The organism is Pantoea vagans (assembly GCF_004792415.1).
GTDB lineage: Bacteria > Pseudomonadota > Gammaproteobacteria > Enterobacterales > Enterobacteriaceae > Pantoea > Pantoea vagans.
In genome coordinates this window covers 2,579,125-2,596,585 of sequence record NZ_CP038853.1, presented here as the reverse complement: position 1 = coordinate 2,596,585, position 17,461 = coordinate 2,579,125, and the positions used below count along the sequence as shown (strand labels likewise).

Genomic DNA, 17,461 nt, shown 5'->3' with positions numbered 1-17,461 from the left:
TATGGGATTTTTTGAAAAAGCACTCGGCGTTATTTCGCCAGGGTGGGCCGCTGCACGTGCGCAAAACCGCCTCCGGCTGCAGGCTTATGAGGCCGCTCACCCGTCCCGGCTGCATAAAAGCAAGCGAGAATCCCGTTCAGCGGATACCGCTGTATTTGCAGCGGGAACCTCACTGCGTGAGCAGGCGCGCTGGCTGGATGAAAACCACGATCTGGTTATCGGCCTGTTCGACAAAATGGAGGACCGGGTAATCGGAGCGCATGGCATCCACGTTGAACCACAGCCGCTCGACCTTGATGGCAATCTGCACGGCGATTTTGCCAGCCAGCTATCAGCATTATGGGCTGAATGGTCAGTGCGCCCGGAAGTGACCGGGATGTTTACCCGCCCCGAGGCAGAACGGCTGCTGCTGCGCTCGGCACTGCGTGACGGTGAGGTGTTTACTCAGCTGGTGCGCGGCAATGTAGCCGGGTTACAGCACGCCACATCAGTGCCGTTCTCGCTGGAAATGCTGGAGGCTGATTTCGTTCCCTACACCCTGAACAGCACGACAGGGCAGCAAATAAGGCAGGGCATCGTCGTTAACGCATGGGGGCGACCCACTGCTTACAAGGTCTATAAAAACCATCCGGCCTCATTTACCGGCTTTAACACTGAATTCAAAACTGTTTCCGCAGACAGCATGCTGCATCTGGCGCAGCGCAAACGCCTGCATCAGCTGCGGGGAATCAGCCTGATACATGGCGTTATCACTCGCCTGTCGGACATCAAAGACTACGAAGAATCGGAACGGGTCGCAGCCCGAATTGCGGCAGCGCTGGGGTTCTACATCCGGCGCGGTGATGCGCAGTCCCTGGATGACAGCGGTGAATTTTCGGAGCCTGGCGGGGAGCGGTTCTACAACATCGCGCCCGGCATGATTTATGACGAATTAAAGCCGGGTGAAGACCTGGGCATGGTGGAATCAAACCGCCCCAACGTTCACCTCTACGAGTTCAGGAACGGGCAGATGCGGGCAGTTGCTGCCGGTACACGCGGCAGCTATTCCAGCATTGCGCGCGACTACAACGGTACATACAGCTCACAGCGTCAGGAGCTGGTGGAGAGTTTTGAGGGGTACAACGTTCTCCAGCAGTGGTTTGTGGGGCAGCACAGCCGCCCCGTTTACCGTGCATGGCTGGCAATGGCACTCCTGAGCGGTATCGAAATCCCTCCCGATGTAGACCGAAAATCTCTTTATAACGCGCTTTATCTTGGGCCGGTGATGCCGTGGATTGACCCGGTTAAAGAGGCGCAGGCGTGGAAAGCCAACGTGCGTGGCGGTGCCAGTACTGAGGCGGAGTGGGCGCGTGCGCGTGGCAAAAATCCGCAGGAGGTTAAGCGCCAGCGCCTGCGCGAAACCGAATTCAACCGGGAACATGGGCTGGTGTTCGATTCCGACGCCGCCAACGATAAAGGAGTGGTGTTAGATGCAACATCAAAAGAGTCAGATGACTCAAAAACTGATTAATCCTCAAGCCTCGCTGGCCGGTGTCGATGCGGCAAACGGTCAGTGCTGGTATGAGATTCGTGCGCTGGCAGCCGGGCGGGTAGAGATTTATCTCTATGACGTGATCGGCGGCTGGGGCATCACAGCCCAGCAGTTTGTGAATGAGTGCAGAGAGGCTGGTGTGTTTGAGGCCAGCGCCATCGACCTGCATATTCACAGCCCCGGTGGTGATGTGATGCAGGGCTTTGCCATTTACAACACGCTGTCACGCCTTAAAGCCACGATGGATATCTGGGTAGACGGCGTGGCCGCCAGTATGGCGTCCATGATTGTCTGCCTGCCGGGTGCCACTGTACACATGCCGGAAAACGCCTGGATCATGATCCATAAACCCTGGGGCGGTATTGCTGGTGACTCCGATGAGATGCGCGATTACGCAGATTTTCTTGATCGCAATGAAGCGCTGATGCTCAACGCCTACATGAATAAAACCGGTCTGGGGCGTGAAGAGCTTGAGGCAATGCTGAAAGCAGAAACCTGGATGAGCGGTGCAGAGGCCGTTGAAAAAGGTTTTGCCGATACCCTGGAACCTGAACTGCAGGCAGCAGCCTGTATGAATGAAAACAAACTGAAGGACTACACCAACATGCCTCAACAACTCCAATCACTGTTTACGCCACGTGCAGAAGGAAAACCAGCTGCTCAGACGCCAGCGTCGCAGATTCCTGCTCCGCAGGCGGCAGCTACTCCGCCCGCGCCGGTTCAGGCAGGCAACATCGATATCGGCGCACTGGCTGTTCAGTTGCAGCAGCAGATGCAGACGGCGAACGCTGAGCGCGTTAATGCCGTTAGCGCAGTGTTTGAGGCATTCCCTGCCTTTGCCTCTCTGCGCACCGAATGTATCAGTGATATGTCATGCTCAGCGGAAGTTGCACGCGGCAAACTGCTTACCGCGCTGGCTGCCGGTACAACGCCGCTCGCCGGTCCGGGTGCCATTCATCTGCATGCGGGTAACGGCAATCTGGTGGGCGATTCAGTCCGCGCTGCAATCATGTCCCGCGTGGGCTATGCGGAAGCAGAAAAAGACAATGCGTATGCAGGCTATACGCTGCGTGAGCTGGCGCGCGCTTCTCTGGTTGATCGCGGGATCGGTATTGCCGGTCATCAGACCCCGATGGCAATGGTGGGGCTGGCATTCACCCACAGCAACAGTGATTTTGGCAACATCCTGATGGACGTGGCTAACAAAGCGGCGCTGATGGGCTGGGATGAGGCCGAGGAAATTTTCGATAAATGGACGCGCAAAGGGATTCTGACTGATTTCAAAACGGCGCACCGCGTCGGCCTTGAGACGTTCCCGACACTGAGCAAAGTGCGTCCGGGCGCAGAATATAAATATGTCACGCTCAAAGATCGTGGCGAGCCGATTGCGCTGGCAACCTACGGCAACCTGTTCAGCATCGACCGTCAGGCCATTATCAATGATGATCTGTCCATGCTGACCGGGATTCCGCAGGCGATGGGAAGCGCAGCCCGAGCCACCGTAGGTGATCTGGTCTGGGCCGTCCTGACCAGCAATCCAAAAATGTCAGACGGTAAGCCGCTGTTCCATGCCGACCACGGCAACCTGATTAAGGCCGGTCTCAGCATTGAAGGTCTGGACACGGCACGCAAGGCAATGAAGCTGCAGAAATCAGGTGAGCGTAACCTGAATATTCGTCCTGCATTTATGCTGGCACCCGTCGCTATCGAGTCTCGCGCTAACCAGCTGATCAAATCTGCCAGCGTTCCCGGTGCTGATGTTAACAGCGGCATCAATAACCCGATTCAGAACTTTGTGGAGGTCATGTCGGAGGCGCGTCTGGATGACAGCAGCGCTACTGATTACTACCTGGCTGCGGCACAGGGCCGCGACACTATTGAGGTCGCCTATCTGGACGGTATTGATACCCCGTATCTTGAGCAGCAGCAGGGATTCACCATTGATGGTGCAGCGTTCAAAGTGAGAATCGATGCAGGTGTTGCACCGCTGGATCATCGGGGTCTGGTTAAAGTCACCAACAAATAAGCCGCCTCCGGGCGGCTTTCTTATATCTGGGCGGCACAGGCCGCCTTTTTCTTTGGAGAGGAACGATGGCAACGAATTATCAGCAGGACGGCAGAACGATTGATTATCTGAACACCGGGGAAACTGAAATTCAGTCCGGCGAGGCAGTAGTTGTGGGGGCGCTGGTGGGCGTAGCGCATGACGATATTCTGGCGGGTTTAGGGGGCGTACTTCATACGGCTGGTGTTTTCGTACTGCCAAAAGCGGCAGAGGCCATTCTCACGGGCCAGAAACTTTATCTGGCAGGCGGCAAGGTGACAGCTGAAGCTGGTGAAGCCTCAGCGCCCAATCCTCTTGCCGGTACAGCCTGGGCAGATGCTGAAGCCGGTGACGAGTCTGTTGCCGTGCGGCTGGGCTTCTGATGAACCGCTTCCGTTCGCGGCTGGCAAAAGCGGATGCCCGGATTAACCGGGCGTTTGCTGAGGAATCCCCGGCCACCCTGCTAATGGGGGGGGAGGCGCGCCCGGTGGTGGTGATATTTGAATCGCCCGATTCACCTGTGAGTGTGCCGGGCGGCGGTGAGTTGCAGGACTACGCACCGGCATTCAGCGCCATGACGGCTGATATTTCCGGTCTGTCTAAGGGTGACGGTGCGGTGGTGAATGGCGTGAATTACCGCGTGACTCATGTGGGAACCGATGAACAGGGCCGCACCCGCGTTTCGCTGGCGTTCGGTGAGCCGGGAAAGCCCCAGCCTGAGATAAATAACTGGAGTAAGTGAAATGGCACGTGAATCGCGGCTAAGGCGGGATTTACCCGTGGATATTGACGTCACCGCTATCTGGCGGATAGCGGAAAAAATCGGAGCCACACAAAAACAGTTTCGTGCCGCGTATTCACGGGCATTGCAGCGAACAGGGGCAACACTGAGAAAACGGGCTCTAGCCGATCTGAAAGATGGGCTTGCGCCGCGCAGCATGAACATGGTGCGCCGCCGCCTCCTGTCGTTTCGTATTCAGCCAGCCTCTAATTCCACGCTGGATAATTTCCGGCTGTGGTTTGGTCTGAACGCGGTAAAGGTGAAAGACTTGAAAGGGAAAATCTCTGGGCGCGTGCGGCCACATCATAACCGGCACGACAAAAAAACGGGCCGGTTTATCAAGTCGCGGCGTCGGGCCAGTACCGTCGGATTTACCCCTAAAGGAAACCTGCTGTCAGCCCGCACGTTTGAGAATGGGGAGGTCGCACGCGGTCGCCGTGACAACCGACGCACAATAGTGATCCGTGACCCGGAAACGCGCCGCACCCGTGATGCCGAAATTGATATCTATGAACCGATGCTGAACTACGTTGAGGACAACGCGTTTGCGGAGGTCATGGAGATTTTCATGCACCATTTCGAGAGTGATCTGCGTGGCCGTGTTAAGGCCAGAATTTCTGTGTGAGGTTTGTAATGGCTGAACCGTTAATGATGGGGCAGTACCATGACGCCGTGATTTCGGCGCTGAAAAAAATAGCGTGGGTGCGGGATGCGGATGCCTATCCCGAAAAAAACATTCCCCGATTCACTGGATTAACCACGCCCGCAGTGTATTTCACTATAAACAGCTGGGAGCAGGGTGGCGGTAATGAAGGCCAGCTGCAGGTCTCGCTCAGCTGTGATCTGTTTGTCGTGGTGGATTCTGAGGGAGCCAGCGCCAGTAAACCTGAAATTTTTTTGCGAACTGCAGCAGCAGATATCACGCAGTGGATTGACGGTCAGCAATTTGGTATCAGCCACATAGAGCCAGCTGAATTCATATCGGCTGAACGTGATGAGTTTGATCCCCGCATGGATGATTACCTGGTCTGGCGGGTTTCATACACCCAATCAGCCGCATTTGGTGCTGACCCGTTTGCGCCTTCAGGTGTGCCGTTGCGTAAGGTGTGGCTGGGTAAATCACCTGATGTCGGGCGTGCGCACGTCGATGACTATCGGCTGATCTGGGAGTCAGAATCCGATGAGTGATATCAGTGGAGACCTGCAGCGGCGGCTGGCTAATCTCATCCGCCGTGGCGTGATTCATTCAGTCCGCCATGATACGCAGCCAAAATGCCGCGTCGATCTCGGGGATATCGTCACCACCTGGCTGCCCCTTTGCCAGGGTTTTTCGGGGGCTAACCGTTCCGACTCAAACCCTTTCGCCGTGGGTGATGCCGTTACCGTGCTGTCAGAGGCAGGGGAACTGAATAATGGCCGGGTGTTTCCGGGCTGGAATACGGGAGCAATGCCCGTACCAGAGGGGAGCGATAGCGAGCATATCACCCGTTATAGCGATGGCACCGAAATCCGGTATGACCGGGAAGCCCATGCACTGACAATCAAAATCGCAGCAGGAGGATCATACAAAATTGTCGGTAAAGGCACGCTGGATGGTCCTGTTGAAATCACCGAAACCCTGACGGTGCAGGGGAAAACGCAGGTGAACGGCGACATCGGCGCAACCGGGGATATCAGTGACGGCACCGGCACTATGGGGGCTATGCGGAAGGTGCATAACGGACACGACCATCCCGGCGACAGCGGCGGAACGACCGGAGAACCTAATCAGAAAATGTAACCTGCTTCAGCAGGTTTTTTTATGCCTGGAGAAAACAGATGGCTGATTTACATGGGGTTGAAACAATAGAGTTAACGTCTGGGACCGTTGCAGTGACGACGATTCAGACGGCAATTATCGGGCTGGTGGGAACGGCACCTGATGCATCCGCCGGTACGCCAGCCAGTGCAACTACCGGCACGCCCATTATGGATAATGTGATTAATTTTACGGCCAGAGTACCCGGCAGGGCGGGAAACGTGATCGCCGTTGAGGCCGTTGCAGCCGTTCCGGATGCAGCCAAACCCGCCGCGATTCCAACTGAAGTTAAGTGGGATGCGTCTGCCCTGAAAGTCAGCATTACGCTGGGCTGTGATGCTAAGGGCGTAACCACAGCTACAGCCTCCCAGATAGCAAGTGCTATGAAGCCGCTGGCAGATGCAAAAGTGACCGCCGTGGCTACCGGAACCGGCATCGTTACTCCTTTCAGTATTCAGCTGAGCGGCGGAGAGGATGAGCCGTTTCCGCTCAATACGCCGGTGGCCATTGTTGGCACGACGATGTTGTCACGCCTCGGTAATGCCGGAACGCTGGCGCAGGCGTTGTCGGAAATCAACGACCAGCGTAATGCGCTGACGGTGGTTGTTCGTGTCGCTGAGGATGCTGACGCCACAAACCAGCGCGCTGCCGTCCTGGCTGGCATCAAAAAACTTTCCGCCAGTAAATCGGTGAACTCCTATCAGCCGCGCATTGTGATTGCCCCCGGATTCAGCGAAGACGATGCGGTCGGAAAGGGGCTTGAAACTGTCGCCGGAAAACTGCGTGCGGTGGCATATGTAGACTGCAAATCAGGGTCGACACTGCAGGAAGTGGTCCAGCGCCGCCAGTCTTATGGCGCACGCGTTGAATTGTTACGCCCCCGCGTTCAGGTCAGCAACGCCGATGGACAGCTGGTTTACCGGCCTTACTCCGCCTTTGCTGCCGGACTGCGTGCGCGCATTGATTTCGAAAAGGGCTGGTGGTGGAGCAAATCCAATCAGGACATCAACAATATCCTCGGGGTTGAGCAGATTGATGAATTTATCCTCGGCGACAGAAACTGCGATGCCAATCTGCTGAATATGCAGAACGTCTCAACCATCGTGCGTCGTTCGGGATTTAAACACTGGGGAAACCGTCTGTGCGCAGATGATCCGCAGTGGCATTTTGAATCGGTGCGGCGAACGGCGGACGTCATCGAGGACAGCATTCAGGAGGCCATGCTGCCCTATGTGGACCGCCCCCTGGATCGTGAAAACGCGGATGACATTATCGGAACGATTAATTCGTACATGCGTTCGTTAGTGAAGTTGGGTGCCATCTTTGGCGGCACCGCCTGGCTGGATGAGGAGCTGAATACAGAGGAAACGCTGGCGGCGGGTGAACTCTATATCAATTACGATTTTGGTCCGAAATCACCAACGGAACTGATCAGCCTGCGCGTCCGGGTTAACAACAATTACGCAATTGAGGAGCTGCTGGCGGCATGAGTGATAAAAACACATTACGCGTCTGGACGTTTTTCCGGGAGGGGGTGCGCATTCAGGGCGCACACGAGTTTACGCCACCGACACTGGCAATCGTCAAAACCGATCTGCGTACCGGTGCGCAGGACGCACCGACACCCGTTGATGACGGCATGGAGGCGCTGACCTGTCAGATTAAATTTTACGGCATTGATACCGACATGCTGACGGCATTTGGCTTCGTCAGTGGCAGTCGTCGTCGATTCACTGCGTATCAGGGCTATCTGGCTAATGGCACCGCGCTGGGAACGATTGAGGAGATTGAGGGATTTGTTCACACAGTCACGCCGGATGCGCGCGGCAAAGACACCCTTTCCGAAAACGCCACCACGGTTGACATTGCGGTCAGCTACTACAAACAGACAAAAGACGGAAAAGAGCTTTTTGAAATCGACACAGAGCGGTTTGCCCGGCGCGTAAACGGCGTTGACGTACTGGCCGGACTGGCATCAAAAGTTCGCCTGTAATCTGCCCCCATAGTCCTTCACTCATAACGGCCTCCGGGCCGTTTTTTATTTAAGGAGCTAATTATGAGTTTTCCCGCTTCAACACGAAACATCAAACTGTTTACCCCGGTCACGCTGGAGGGTGGCGCGGAGTTAAGCGTTGTTCACATGCGCGAACCTCTGGTGCGTGACCGCATCGCACATGCAAAAGATCGCGGTAATGAAGAAGAGAAGGAGGCGCGGATGATTGCGCAGCTATGTAACCTCAGCGAACAGGATATCTGGCTGCTGACAGCAGCGGATTATGCGCAGCTGACGGACGCCTTCAACGTTTTTATGCTCCCGCCCGCAGAGCGACCGAAGGAGAGTTGATCCGGGCAATCCGCTTTCTGGGCAGGCGGTTGCATTTTCCGATGGGGGACTATCTGGATATGCCATTCAGCACGTTTTCCGATTTTCTGTTTGATGAAATTGAGGCAATAAGCCGTGGCCGGAATAAGTCAAAATCTTAAAGCCACCATCACATTTGGCGGCAATATCGACAGTTCATGGAAACGCTCAGCAACAGACCTGCAAAAGAACCTGAAAGCGGTGGGAAAAGAATCTGAGCGTCTGACTAAGGACCAGACAAAACTCGCCTCGGAGATTAAAAAAGCGAAGCTGGCCGGAGGCAGCATCGGCGATTTGAAACGCCAGTACAGTTCAGTGACGCGCGAGATACGAAAAACCGAAGCTGAACAGCAAAAACTCAACCGCCAGATTCAGCGTGGCGAGCGTATGCAGGCATTTAAGGGCAAAGCGGGCGGATTGTTCAGGCGGGGCTTAAGCGTCGGTGGGCATCTCGGGGGCATGGTAGCACCGGGGCTGGGAATTGGCGGCGGTGGCGTGGTTGCGACCGCGCTGGCTTCGCTCATTGCGCCAGCGGCCACCAATGCCGAAACGGCACGGCAGACGGGTGTGGCACGCAGCTATGGCGTCGATGTGGAGACCTACAACGCGTGGGACTCGCTGGCAAAACAGTACGATATGACCGGCGAGAATTTTGGCGATCTGTTTGAAGAGTACCTGCACAAATCCGGGGAGTATAAGCAGAACGGCAAGCAGAGTTCCCTGCAGGATGCATTTGATACGCTGGGTTTCAAAGCGGGTGACATGGCTGGCCTGAGCGACATGGCGCAGTTTAATAAAATTATTGAGCGCGCCCTGAGCCTGAAAGACGAATCAAAAGCCTCGTTTGCTCTGGATTCTCTATTTGGCGGCGAGGCCAGCAAGCTGCTGATGCTGGTGAAACAGTCTGGCAGGAGCTACCGGGAGTTAATGGATGAGCAGCACCGCTATAACCTCGTCACCAAAGCGGGCGCTGCTGGCGCGGTGGAAGGCAATAAAGCCGTAGAAAACCTCAAAACCGTCCTGTTCAGTGCGGGGGCTGAAATTTCAGGACAGCTGGGTAACCAGCTATCACCGGCTATTCGCGAGCTTACTGGCGATTTAGCAGAGTGGTTCAAGGGCGGCGGCATCAACAAGGTCGTGAACTTCCTGCGCAATGACCTGTACCCCGGTGTAATGACATTTGGTCAGGGGGTAGTGTATGTCGGAAAAATTATTTATGCCCTGGCTAAAAAACTGTCGTGGCTGTTACCTGACGAAAGGGGTGATCAAAAAAATGTTTTGAAATCGCTGGCGATGACTGGCTCGGTTGATATCGCCAGAATGACGGCAAAACGCAACGGTCAGGAGGAGTGGTTCGATCAGCAACTGAAGCGGCACCCGGAATTGCCGGAGCAGGTTAAAAAATCCTATACGGATACCCGTGGCTTTTTCAGTGATGACGACGAGACGTTTGATAAGGCGCTCGATCCCTATCTGACTGCGAAGAAGGAAAGCCTGCCTGATTTTACGGTTGCCCTGAAAAAGAACGCCTTTATCTCTGATGCCAGCAGTGACAAACCCGATACCAGCAATGATAAACCCGCTCCCAGTATTAAAGATAAAGAAACAGCTCCTGCTCTTTTCCCCCCTCTACCTCATCTCAAATTCGAGCCGTTTGATTTTAAGACTGATGTAGTCATGAACGATCCTCGTTGGGCTGATGGTCATTCAGGCAGAAACTGGGGTGAACTCAGTGAGCGCGTTGATTCTGCTGACATACAACAGAAACAGTTTCAGATGACCGATAATCGCAAATTTGAATACCACTTTGAGATTAACGGCGCGCAGGGACAGAGCGAGCAGGGGATTGCTGATGAGGTTGAGGCCATAACCAAAACCAACCCGGCATTTACAGGTGATAACAGCATGCTGGATGGAGGTGCGATCTGGTGAGTGAAATTATCCCGTTAATTGAGGCGTCCGGGCAGGCGCAGCAGTCTGCCATCCGTGGCGGTCAGGCTGCACGCGTCATGTTGATGCTGGGCGATTTTGCATTCTCCATTGATACCGTTGCGTATAAATCGCTTTCGCGCGAGGCCAACTGGAACTGGAGTGAGCAGGAGAGAATAGGTAAACAGAGCCTGTTGCAGTACACAGGAAAACCCGGACGGACGGTGCGGCTCGATGGAGAGGCGCATGCGTTTTTCCGTAACGGTGTCGATGCAGTCAATGACCTGTACGACCTTGCTGATTTGGCTCAGCCCCAGTTGCTGGTAAGTGGTGAGGGCGATGTGCTGGGCTGGTGGGCGGTAACTCAATTCAGCGATACCACTGATCGGTTCCTGCCGGGAGGCGGACACCGTAATAAAAACTGGACGATGACGTTAAAACATTATGCCGACGATATATCAAACCCGTGATGGCGATGTGCTGGATGCCATTTGCGCAGATCACTATGGCACTGCAAATTTGTCTGCCAATGTTTCAGCGGTACTGGAGGCAAACCGGGGGCTGGCAGACAGGGAGGCTATTCTGCCTGCAGGAGTTGCCGTCACTCTCCCTGACCTGACCACGCCGGTTACTGATTCTGCAATTAGCCTGTGGGATTAACATGACTGAACAGATTGTAAATCCAGAGTATGCGCCAGCATTCAGCGTGAGCGCAGAGGGCAAGGACATTACCCGCGCTCTGCAGGGTTGCCTGGCTGAACTCACCCTGACTGATAATGGCGGCGCAACGGCTAAAGCCGACGAACTGAAGATTACGCTGATTTCTGCAACGCTGCCGCTGCCATCTAAGGGCGCGCGTCTGCGGGTGGCGCTGGGCTTTAATGATCAGCTGGTCGATAAGGGTTGGTTTGTCGTTTCAGGGGTGGGCAGCAGTGGGCCACCCCGGCGCGTTGAAATCTATGCTACTGCGGCACCGATGAACGCACAGAAACATCCCGGCAATGTACTGAGCCACAAAACGCGCAGCTGGGATGATATCCGGCTGGCCGATCTTGTCAAAACTGTGGCCGCAGACAACGGGCTGAAGCCGAAGGTGGCCGCAGAACTCGCAGAAATTCACATCGATCACATCGACCAGGTTGCAGAGTCAGATGCCAATCTGATGTCACGGCTGGCGAGAACCTACAATGCCATCAGTAAACCTGCTGGTGGATACTGGCTGTTTCTGGTGCAGGGGGCGATGAAAACTGCTGCCGGTAAAGGGGTGGGAAGTATCACCATTACCCCCGATGAACTTTCCACCTGGTCCTATAGTGAAGGTCAGCGAGGCAGCTCAACCGGGTCAGGGGAGAAAAAAGAGAAGATCACCGTGCGCTATTTTGATGAGGCTGACGGCAGAACAAAAACCACGTCAGTTGATCACGATGGTCCCGCATTAACCAGCCCCTATACCCAATCGGGAAAATCCACTGCAGACCAGCAGGCAAAGGCCCGTAAAACGCAGGCACAGCGTAACGAACAAAAAATGACGCTCACTGGCCCATGCCGTCCCAGACACATCGCACTGACGGCAGAGTCACGCGTTACAACGTCCGGGTTCGGCTCCCGTGAGGATCGTTCATGGCTGGTTGAATCACTGGTTTTCTCTCTGACATCATCGGGACTGAGTTTCACCTATAACCTTGTGGTAAACATAAAAGCTAAAGGCAAGAAAGGCAAAAAAGACAAAACTGGCCCAGCCTATTTCGGTTAATCCCCCTCTACGCAAACGGATAACTCTCATGAACGGTGTAAACATCCGGACGGGCAAACGTCTGTCGGGTTCGGCGCATCTGCGCCAGTCGGTAAGCGACATCCTGACCACGCCGATAGGTAGCCGGGTACTGATACGGGATTACGGCAGTGAGCTGCCGGATTTGGTGGATGCCCCGCGTGACGATTTGACCCGCTTAAGAATTATTGCGGCCACAGCAAAAGCACTGGTGCGCTGGGAGCCACGTCTACAGGTGACGCGGGTGGTGGTTTCGCTGCCCGAAGACGAATCCACGTTCATTGTGGATGTTGAAGGGGTCAATAAAGAAAGCGGCACAGTAACAACTACCGGAGACATAACCATCAATGGCAATTAGTTCTGATGTTATCAATCTGTCTGAGCTGGAGGTTCCGGACGCTATTGTCGTGCCTGACGCGTCAAATATTTTTTCCCGCTGGCTGGCACGCCTGCGCGAACTCGATCCGGAATTTGATGCGCTGGTGGAGTCAGACCCGGCCTATAAGCAGGGGGAGGCAAATGCTTATCAGCTGACCCTGGCATTTCAGCGCGTCAATGACGCCGTGCGCGCCGTTTTTCTGGCAAGCGCCACAGGCACGGACCTCGATCAGATTGGGGCAAATTTCAATGTTAAACGCTACGTCATCATCCCCGCCGATCCTGACGCCGTTCCTCCTGTAGATGCTGAGCTGGAGGACGATGACGCCTACCGGGAGCGCATCCAGTTGTCATGGGCGCAGCTCAATACTGCAGGAGCGCGTAACGCATATCGCTTTCATGCGCGGTCGGCTGATGCTGATGTGCTGGATGCGGATGCATACGGGCCAGAGGATCACGGCCGCCCGGGAGAGGTGGACGTATACGTACTGTCGAGAACGGGTGATGGCACAGCCCCTCAGTTACTTCTGGATAAAACGGCAGCGAATCTGAGTGCTGATGAAGTTCGCCCGCTGACTGATTTTGTCAGCGTTAAAAGTGCAGTTATCCAGCGTTACAGCATCACGGCAGAGCTGGAAATCCCCGATGGGCCGGATGCGCAGACGGTGCTGGATAATGCGATCAGTGTTGCAACGAGTTACGCAGCATTATCTCACCGAATTAAAACAGTTATCCCTCTGTCAGCAGTATATGCCGCTCTGCAGCAGCCCGGCGTGGTCAGGGTGAGACTGACCAGCCCTGCAGCTGATATTGAGGCTGAGATGGGGACAGCGCCCTGGTGTCAGGCAATTAGCGTCACGATAAGAGGGGCAGGGAATGGCTGATAAGTTTCGCTCGCTGTTACCACAGAACGCTCTTCATCAGGAGCGAGCGCTGGAGCAGGCATCCCGGGAACAGATTCTCGCTCTTGATACCGGCATGGTCAGGAAAGTTAAAAGTCCGGATGACTGCCCGTTTCATCTGCTGCCCTGGCTGGCATGGGAGCTATCAGTCGATTTCTGGGACGAAAGCTGGACGGAGGAAGAGAAGCGTCAGGTATGCCGCGATGCTGCCTATGTACACCAGCATCGAGGAACTGCTGGTGCTGTAAGGCGCGCGCTGGGGGCGGTGAGCCTGCCCACTACCGTTATTGAGTGGTGGCAGGAAAACCCGCGCAGAGCGCCCTACACATTCCGTATTGAGGTCTACAGCCTGCAGGGCATAGATGACAGCCTGTATAGCCGCATACGGCGTCAGGTGGATAAGGCAAAAAATTTACGCAGCTATCTCAGCAGCATTGATGTGATCGCTGACGTTGGCGCAGCAGGAAACTATTACACAGGCGGTGCAGTTACTGCGTACATCGACGCTGTGATTCAGACTGGAGAATAATCGTGGCAGAGCAATATTACAGTATCCTCACTAACCGGGGGAAAGAGCTGGAGGCGGCGTCGTCAGCAAGCGGCACGCCGGTTATTATCAAAGATTTTGTCATTGGTGATGGTAATGGCATGGCCGTAACTCCTGACCCAACACGAACGGTCCTGGTTCGGGAGGTTTACCGGCAGGCAATTTCGAATCTCGATGTGTCTAAAGAACAGGCAAATCAGTGGGTAGCTCATCTCGTTATCCCGGCTGATGTGGGCGGATTCACTATCCGCGAGGTAGGGTTGCTGACAGATGCCGGAGAACTCTATGCAGTAGCGAATTGCGCTGCAATTGAAAAACCAATCAGCGGTATCAACGTCAACCTGCAGTTTCGTTTAGCCGTTAATGAAACCGCCAACATTGAACTCCAGGTGGCTACGGGCGACGGCCTTTTTTTACGGCAGGACGCAAATCTGAGTGACCTGAAAGATAAAGGCACTGCTAAAAAAAATCTGTCCCTGGAAAAAGTCGGAAATTTTCAGGCCGTCCAGCAGGGCGGTGCTGCCGGTATGCTGGACAATAAAACGTATATGGGCTGGTCAGGTGAGGCGATTCTCGCGCAAGTTGATGACACGCCAATGGGCGCACTCTATTACGAGAACAACCCACCGCCGTACCCGGTCACCAGTGTTAATAAAAAAACCGGCGCGCTGTCTCTGGATAAATCAGATATTGGTCTGGGAGATGTGGGTAACTGGCTGGCAGTACAGGCGAACGGCGGGAAACACTCCTCCGGCGAGCATCATTATTATGTGGACTGGAACGACGGGCTATACATGACCGTCGATGATACGGATTTAGGCAGAGTATTCACAGAGAGCCATCCGCCTACCGCCGCGCAGACCGGCGCTTATCCGCTGAGTGGTGGCTATCTGAATGATGAGGCCAGCATTACGGTTATCTCTACCGTCAAAGATGGCACTGCCGGGCAGGGAATTTACTCCCCTATGTATCGCGCGACAATCCGGGGCCGTGGTGGCGACATGGATTTCGGAGACGGTGCCTCCGCATGTTTTCGACTGGTTGAGGTCGTCAGCAATTATGCGTTTGCTGAGGTTCTGGTTGACGGTTATGGCGGCGTTACATCGTATCAGTTTCGCAATGACGGGAGTTTCAGGGCACCTGGGTATCTGTATGCAGGCGGTGCATTTGTTGCGCCTGACGCTAACCTGTATGGCTCGGTATGGGGTGGCTATTTGAACCAATGGGTTTTAGCCCAGGATAACGCCCTCAACGTTGCTCTGAATACGCAGATCACTAATTTAAATAATTCAATCAGCGCTCAGTTAAATAATATGAATGCTGACCGTACTAACTGCGTCAGAGCGACTGCGCGCGGAGGCAGGCAGCATAAAGTGGGAGGTGATTGGATTGCAGATTGGGAGGCTCCGGCAGGGTGTTTTATGACAGGCATGAACACTAATGAAGGTGGAGACGGACGAAAAGCGGGCCTTTATTATCGTGCATTATATTACTACACCAATGCTAGCGGATGGGTTCAGGCAGGAGACATTGCATAATGAATGAGTTCAAAAACGTCAAAAATTATAAAACTGAGCCACTGGATGATGACGGCGTTTATATGGCCGCGTATTTCTGCGACGAACTGGGGCGTGACTGGTATGAGACCCGGCAGGGCTGGGTGGGTGCAGTAGCGGTAGATGCCAACGGGCTGGTTTGTTCCGTTGCACGCTCTCCAATGCAGGTTCAGTTGTTTACGATGGTGGAGGGTCAAACGTTATATGAGGTTGACCCTGATGCCATTCCAGCCGATCCGCTGGGAAAATATAATTATGTAAACGGGGTGTTCACAGTTAGAGATTTAACGGAGGAGTAATCATATCTGACGGCTATCTTCACTGAGCTTAAACTTTTCAGCCAGTCGGTGCAGGGCAACGATAGAAATGAACTCCTGACTGCTTTCAAAAAATTCAGCCCAGTGAGTGCTAAGAAAAAATGCGATCACCTCAGTCTCTTCTTCATTAAGTTCCATCTTAATACCTTTCATTTACCTTTATATAACAATGCGAATAAATGTGTCCGGAACCATACCATAACATATGTTTCGGTAGCTTAATTAATATGGATCGTATTTATAATTCGTTTACTTTCAGATAGTTGAGGTAATCGATCTGTTTGACCGATCAATCATCCGTTATTGATCGGTTAAAACAGTTATGACCAGATTAAAACTGAGATTATTTTGAGTGCTGTTAGATAGAGCCAATATCATGAAGAGGAGAACAGCGTGGACGTTAATATTTTTTGGATGTGTGATAGCGTGGACAATAATAATATTTTTAGTGGTAAAATTTTATAAAAGCTTCTGGTTCTACTTTTGATATGCCAACACCAGCCCGGCTAATGCCGGGTTTTTTGTGTCTAAAAAGTTTTTGGAACGCGCCTCGCATGCTTGAGCCACGGCTCTGTATTTTCAGGCCAACGGATTTAAAATGACGCCTCTTACAAATCAGGAGGCACTATGGAACAGGAATTTGAGGCGCAGGCCTATGACGCAGCATGCAGGGCTATGGGTGAGGCTGTCTGGCAGCTGGTGGCCAGAAGTGAACCTGTATCGCAGGAGGCAATCGCCAGAATGATAATCGACCTGTCACAGCGGCGGCCCGATGCAGCAGATAGCATTGCACTATCAGTGCTACTGCAGGCATAAAAAAACCCGCGTTACACGGGCGTAAAAACTTTCAATTGGGGCAATTCCATCTGTCAGCATTAGCTGACGTGAGTGATAGTACCTGTATTGTGATAATTAGAAAACAATCATTCAACAAATGCCTGAACTGCATTAGCAAGATCCGTGTTAATGCAGGCATAAAAAAGTCCCGGCGATGGGGCAGAGGTATACCGCTCCTGTCTGAGCAGTCTGCGGGGTGGGTGAGGTAAGGGTGGGCGCTGGGAGCTTCAGGCACAAAAAACCCGGCACGGTGTCCGGGTTAATCTTTTGAAGCTTTAGGAGAGCGTTGTGAAGGAAAAAGACCTCTAATCACACCTAAAAAAGCTGCAAAAATATTAAGCGTTACAGCAGAGGTAATTGCTATCATGACGTTATCTGGAAAAATTTCATGTCCGAATAGCTTACAAAACCCGTAGCAAAAAAGAAGGATTGACCAGCCATAAAGTGTTTTCCGTACAACTTTATAAGCCTTATCGCCAAATTTTTCTCGTAACGCTCGGTCGGCCTTTCTGTCTTCCACATCCTCTTGTAAGAGAATATTAGTTTTTTCACCAGTCTCTAAGCGTTCAGTTGCTTGCTTATTCTCAGTGTCGGGTGGCTCATCGGTATCGCTCCCTGTCGGGAGTATGCCTAAAGCAGACAAGTCTGGCGGTAAAATTTGGTTTAGCCGGTCATCCTTTGGTGAGTCCATTCACTGATTATTCCTAT

At 53.6% G+C, this 17,461-nt stretch carries 22 protein-coding genes; 20 read left to right on the top strand and 2 right to left on the bottom strand.

Going from position 1 to position 17,461, the window contains the following annotated elements; all coding sequences use genetic code 11:
* Window position 1: 1 nt before the first annotated feature.
* The 19 genes from EGO56_RS12215 to EGO56_RS12125 all read left to right on the top strand — a co-directional run bounded on the left by EGO56_RS12215 (window position 2) and on the right by EGO56_RS12125 (window position 15,898).
* Window positions 2-1,510 (top strand): phage portal protein, encoded by a 1,509-nt coding sequence (locus EGO56_RS12215; RefSeq protein WP_135909375.1) that lies wholly within the window; start codon window positions 2-4, stop codon window positions 1,508-1,510.
* Window positions 1,470-3,557, top strand: a complete 2,088-nt coding sequence (locus tag EGO56_RS12210; protein ID WP_135909373.1) for a ClpP-like prohead protease/major capsid protein fusion protein — start codon at window positions 1,470-1,472, stop codon at window positions 3,555-3,557. Before EGO56_RS12215 ends, EGO56_RS12210 begins: the two co-directional genes overlap by 41 nt.
* Window positions 3,558-3,622: 65 nt before the next feature.
* Window positions 3,623-3,958: a capsid cement protein gene (locus tag EGO56_RS12205; RefSeq protein ID WP_083068456.1), complete on the top strand. Its 336-nt coding sequence runs from the start codon at window positions 3,623-3,625 to the stop codon at window positions 3,956-3,958.
* Window positions 3,958-4,317: a head-tail joining protein gene (locus EGO56_RS12200; RefSeq protein ID WP_135909371.1), complete on the top strand. Its 360-nt coding sequence runs from the start codon at window positions 3,958-3,960 to the stop codon at window positions 4,315-4,317. Before EGO56_RS12205 ends, EGO56_RS12200 begins: the two co-directional genes overlap by 1 nt.
* Before the next feature lies 1 nt (window position 4,318).
* A complete protein-coding gene (locus EGO56_RS12195; protein WP_135909369.1) occupies window positions 4,319-4,981 on the top strand; it encodes a hypothetical protein in 663 nt (220 codons plus the stop codon).
* 8 nt (window positions 4,982-4,989) lie between these two features.
* The gene (locus EGO56_RS12190) at window positions 4,990-5,544 is read left to right on the top strand and encodes a hypothetical protein (protein ID WP_135909367.1); all 555 of its coding nucleotides are present in this window, start codon (window positions 4,990-4,992) and stop codon (window positions 5,542-5,544) included.
* Window positions 5,537-6,136, top strand: coding sequence for a phage baseplate assembly protein V (locus tag EGO56_RS12185; RefSeq protein ID WP_135909366.1), 600 nt, complete (start codon window positions 5,537-5,539; stop codon window positions 6,134-6,136). The genes EGO56_RS12190 and EGO56_RS12185 overlap by 8 nt, the downstream gene beginning before the upstream one ends.
* 38 nt (window positions 6,137-6,174) lie before the next feature.
* Window positions 6,175-7,644 (top strand): phage tail sheath C-terminal domain-containing protein, encoded by a 1,470-nt coding sequence (locus EGO56_RS12180; RefSeq protein ID WP_135909364.1) that lies wholly within the window; start codon window positions 6,175-6,177, stop codon window positions 7,642-7,644.
* Window positions 7,641-8,147 carry a phage major tail tube protein gene (locus EGO56_RS12175; RefSeq protein ID WP_135909362.1) on the top strand — a complete coding sequence of 169 codons (507 nt, stop codon included), beginning with the start codon at window positions 7,641-7,643 and terminating at the stop codon, window positions 8,145-8,147. Before EGO56_RS12180 ends, EGO56_RS12175 begins: the two co-directional genes overlap by 4 nt.
* Before the next feature lie 63 nt (window positions 8,148-8,210).
* Complete coding sequence (locus EGO56_RS12170) at window positions 8,211-8,498, top strand: phage tail assembly protein (protein ID WP_135909361.1); 288 nt, start codon at window positions 8,211-8,213, stop codon at window positions 8,496-8,498.
* 513 nt (window positions 8,499-9,011) lie between these two features.
* A complete protein-coding gene (locus tag EGO56_RS12165) occupies window positions 9,012-10,448 on the top strand; it encodes a hypothetical protein (protein ID WP_238348978.1) in 1,437 nt (478 codons plus the stop codon).
* 5 nt (window positions 10,449-10,453) lie between these two features.
* The gene (locus EGO56_RS12160; RefSeq protein WP_420371900.1) at window positions 10,454-10,915 is read left to right on the top strand and encodes a phage tail protein; all 462 of its coding nucleotides are present in this window, start codon (window positions 10,454-10,456) and stop codon (window positions 10,913-10,915) included.
* Window positions 10,890-11,105 carry a tail protein X gene (locus EGO56_RS12155; protein WP_135909357.1) on the top strand — a complete coding sequence of 72 codons (216 nt, stop codon included), beginning with the start codon at window positions 10,890-10,892 and terminating at the stop codon, window positions 11,103-11,105. The genes EGO56_RS12160 and EGO56_RS12155 overlap by 26 nt, the downstream gene beginning before the upstream one ends.
* Before the next feature lies 1 nt (window position 11,106).
* On the top strand, window positions 11,107-12,198 hold the full coding sequence (locus EGO56_RS12150) for a contractile injection system protein, VgrG/Pvc8 family (RefSeq protein WP_135909355.1): 1,092 nt from the start codon (window positions 11,107-11,109) through the stop codon (window positions 12,196-12,198).
* Between the two features lie 28 nt (window positions 12,199-12,226).
* On the top strand, window positions 12,227-12,574 hold the full coding sequence (locus EGO56_RS12145) for a GPW/gp25 family protein (RefSeq protein ID WP_135909353.1): 348 nt from the start codon (window positions 12,227-12,229) through the stop codon (window positions 12,572-12,574).
* On the top strand, window positions 12,564-13,478 hold the full coding sequence (locus EGO56_RS12140) for a baseplate assembly protein (RefSeq protein ID WP_135909351.1): 915 nt from the start codon (window positions 12,564-12,566) through the stop codon (window positions 13,476-13,478). The genes EGO56_RS12145 and EGO56_RS12140 overlap by 11 nt, the downstream gene beginning before the upstream one ends.
* Window positions 13,471-14,025, top strand: a complete 555-nt coding sequence (locus EGO56_RS12135) for a phage tail protein I (protein ID WP_135909349.1) — start codon at window positions 13,471-13,473, stop codon at window positions 14,023-14,025. The genes EGO56_RS12140 and EGO56_RS12135 overlap by 8 nt, the downstream gene beginning before the upstream one ends.
* Window positions 14,026-14,027: 2 nt before the next feature.
* A complete protein-coding gene (locus EGO56_RS12130) occupies window positions 14,028-15,581 on the top strand; it encodes a phage tail protein (protein WP_135909347.1) in 1,554 nt (517 codons plus the stop codon).
* Window positions 15,581-15,898, top strand: coding sequence for a hypothetical protein (locus EGO56_RS12125; protein WP_135909345.1), 318 nt, complete (start codon window positions 15,581-15,583; stop codon window positions 15,896-15,898). Before EGO56_RS12130 ends, EGO56_RS12125 begins: the two co-directional genes overlap by 1 nt.
* Here the strand turns inward: EGO56_RS12125 and EGO56_RS22325 are convergent, their stop codons facing one another.
* Window positions 15,899-16,054 (bottom strand): hypothetical protein, encoded by a 156-nt coding sequence (locus EGO56_RS22325; RefSeq protein ID WP_167493435.1) that lies wholly within the window; start codon window positions 16,052-16,054, stop codon window positions 15,899-15,901.
* A gap of 489 nt (window positions 16,055-16,543) precedes the next feature.
* On the opposite strand from EGO56_RS22325, the gene EGO56_RS12120 reads away from it, so the two are divergent.
* The gene (locus EGO56_RS12120) at window positions 16,544-16,732 is read left to right on the top strand and encodes a hypothetical protein (RefSeq protein WP_135909344.1); all 189 of its coding nucleotides are present in this window, start codon (window positions 16,544-16,546) and stop codon (window positions 16,730-16,732) included.
* Between the two features lie 280 nt (window positions 16,733-17,012).
* On the opposite strand, the gene EGO56_RS12115 is transcribed toward EGO56_RS12120, so the two are convergent.
* Window positions 17,013-17,444 (bottom strand): hypothetical protein, encoded by a 432-nt coding sequence (locus tag EGO56_RS12115; protein WP_135909342.1) that lies wholly within the window; start codon window positions 17,442-17,444, stop codon window positions 17,013-17,015.
* Window positions 17,445-17,461: the final 17 nt, after the last annotated feature.

What these genes read in the sequence shown, in the direction of transcription:
- EGO56_RS12205 (WP_083068456.1), top strand. Translation starts at nt 3,623, where the DNA reads ATGGCAACGAATTATCAGCAGGACGGCAGAACGATTGATTATCTGAAC.
- EGO56_RS12135 (WP_135909349.1), top strand. Translation starts at nt 13,471, where the DNA reads ATGGCTGATAAGTTTCGCTCGCTGTTACCACAGAACGCTCTTCATCAG.
- EGO56_RS12190 (WP_135909367.1), top strand. Translation starts at nt 4,990, where the DNA reads ATGGCTGAACCGTTAATGATGGGGCAGTACCATGACGCCGTGATTTCG.
- EGO56_RS12175 (WP_135909362.1), top strand. Translation starts at nt 7,641, where the DNA reads ATGAGTGATAAAAACACATTACGCGTCTGGACGTTTTTCCGGGAGGGG.
- EGO56_RS12155 (WP_135909357.1), top strand. Translation starts at nt 10,890, where the DNA reads ATGCCGACGATATATCAAACCCGTGATGGCGATGTGCTGGATGCCATT.
- EGO56_RS12185 (WP_135909366.1), top strand. Translation starts at nt 5,537, where the DNA reads ATGAGTGATATCAGTGGAGACCTGCAGCGGCGGCTGGCTAATCTCATC.
- EGO56_RS12150 (WP_135909355.1), top strand. Translation starts at nt 11,107, where the DNA reads ATGACTGAACAGATTGTAAATCCAGAGTATGCGCCAGCATTCAGCGTG.
- EGO56_RS12140 (WP_135909351.1), top strand. Translation starts at nt 12,564, where the DNA reads ATGGCAATTAGTTCTGATGTTATCAATCTGTCTGAGCTGGAGGTTCCG.
- EGO56_RS12115 (WP_135909342.1), bottom strand. Translation starts at nt 17,444, where the DNA reads ATGGACTCACCAAAGGATGACCGGCTAAACCAAATTTTACCGCCAGAC.
- EGO56_RS12195 (WP_135909369.1), top strand. Translation starts at nt 4,319, where the DNA reads ATGGCACGTGAATCGCGGCTAAGGCGGGATTTACCCGTGGATATTGAC.
- EGO56_RS22325 (WP_167493435.1), bottom strand. Translation starts at nt 16,054, where the DNA reads ATGGAACTTAATGAAGAAGAGACTGAGGTGATCGCATTTTTTCTTAGC.
- EGO56_RS12210 (WP_135909373.1), top strand. Translation starts at nt 1,470, where the DNA reads ATGCAACATCAAAAGAGTCAGATGACTCAAAAACTGATTAATCCTCAA.
- EGO56_RS12170 (WP_135909361.1), top strand. Translation starts at nt 8,211, where the DNA reads ATGAGTTTTCCCGCTTCAACACGAAACATCAAACTGTTTACCCCGGTC.
- EGO56_RS12180 (WP_135909364.1), top strand. Translation starts at nt 6,175, where the DNA reads ATGGCTGATTTACATGGGGTTGAAACAATAGAGTTAACGTCTGGGACC.
- EGO56_RS12200 (WP_135909371.1), top strand. Translation starts at nt 3,958, where the DNA reads ATGAACCGCTTCCGTTCGCGGCTGGCAAAAGCGGATGCCCGGATTAAC.
- EGO56_RS12125 (WP_135909345.1), top strand. Translation starts at nt 15,581, where the DNA reads ATGAATGAGTTCAAAAACGTCAAAAATTATAAAACTGAGCCACTGGAT.
- EGO56_RS12120 (WP_135909344.1), top strand. Translation starts at nt 16,544, where the DNA reads ATGGAACAGGAATTTGAGGCGCAGGCCTATGACGCAGCATGCAGGGCT.
- EGO56_RS12145 (WP_135909353.1), top strand. Translation starts at nt 12,227, where the DNA reads ATGAACGGTGTAAACATCCGGACGGGCAAACGTCTGTCGGGTTCGGCG.
- EGO56_RS12215 (WP_135909375.1), top strand. Translation starts at nt 2, where the DNA reads ATGGGATTTTTTGAAAAAGCACTCGGCGTTATTTCGCCAGGGTGGGCC.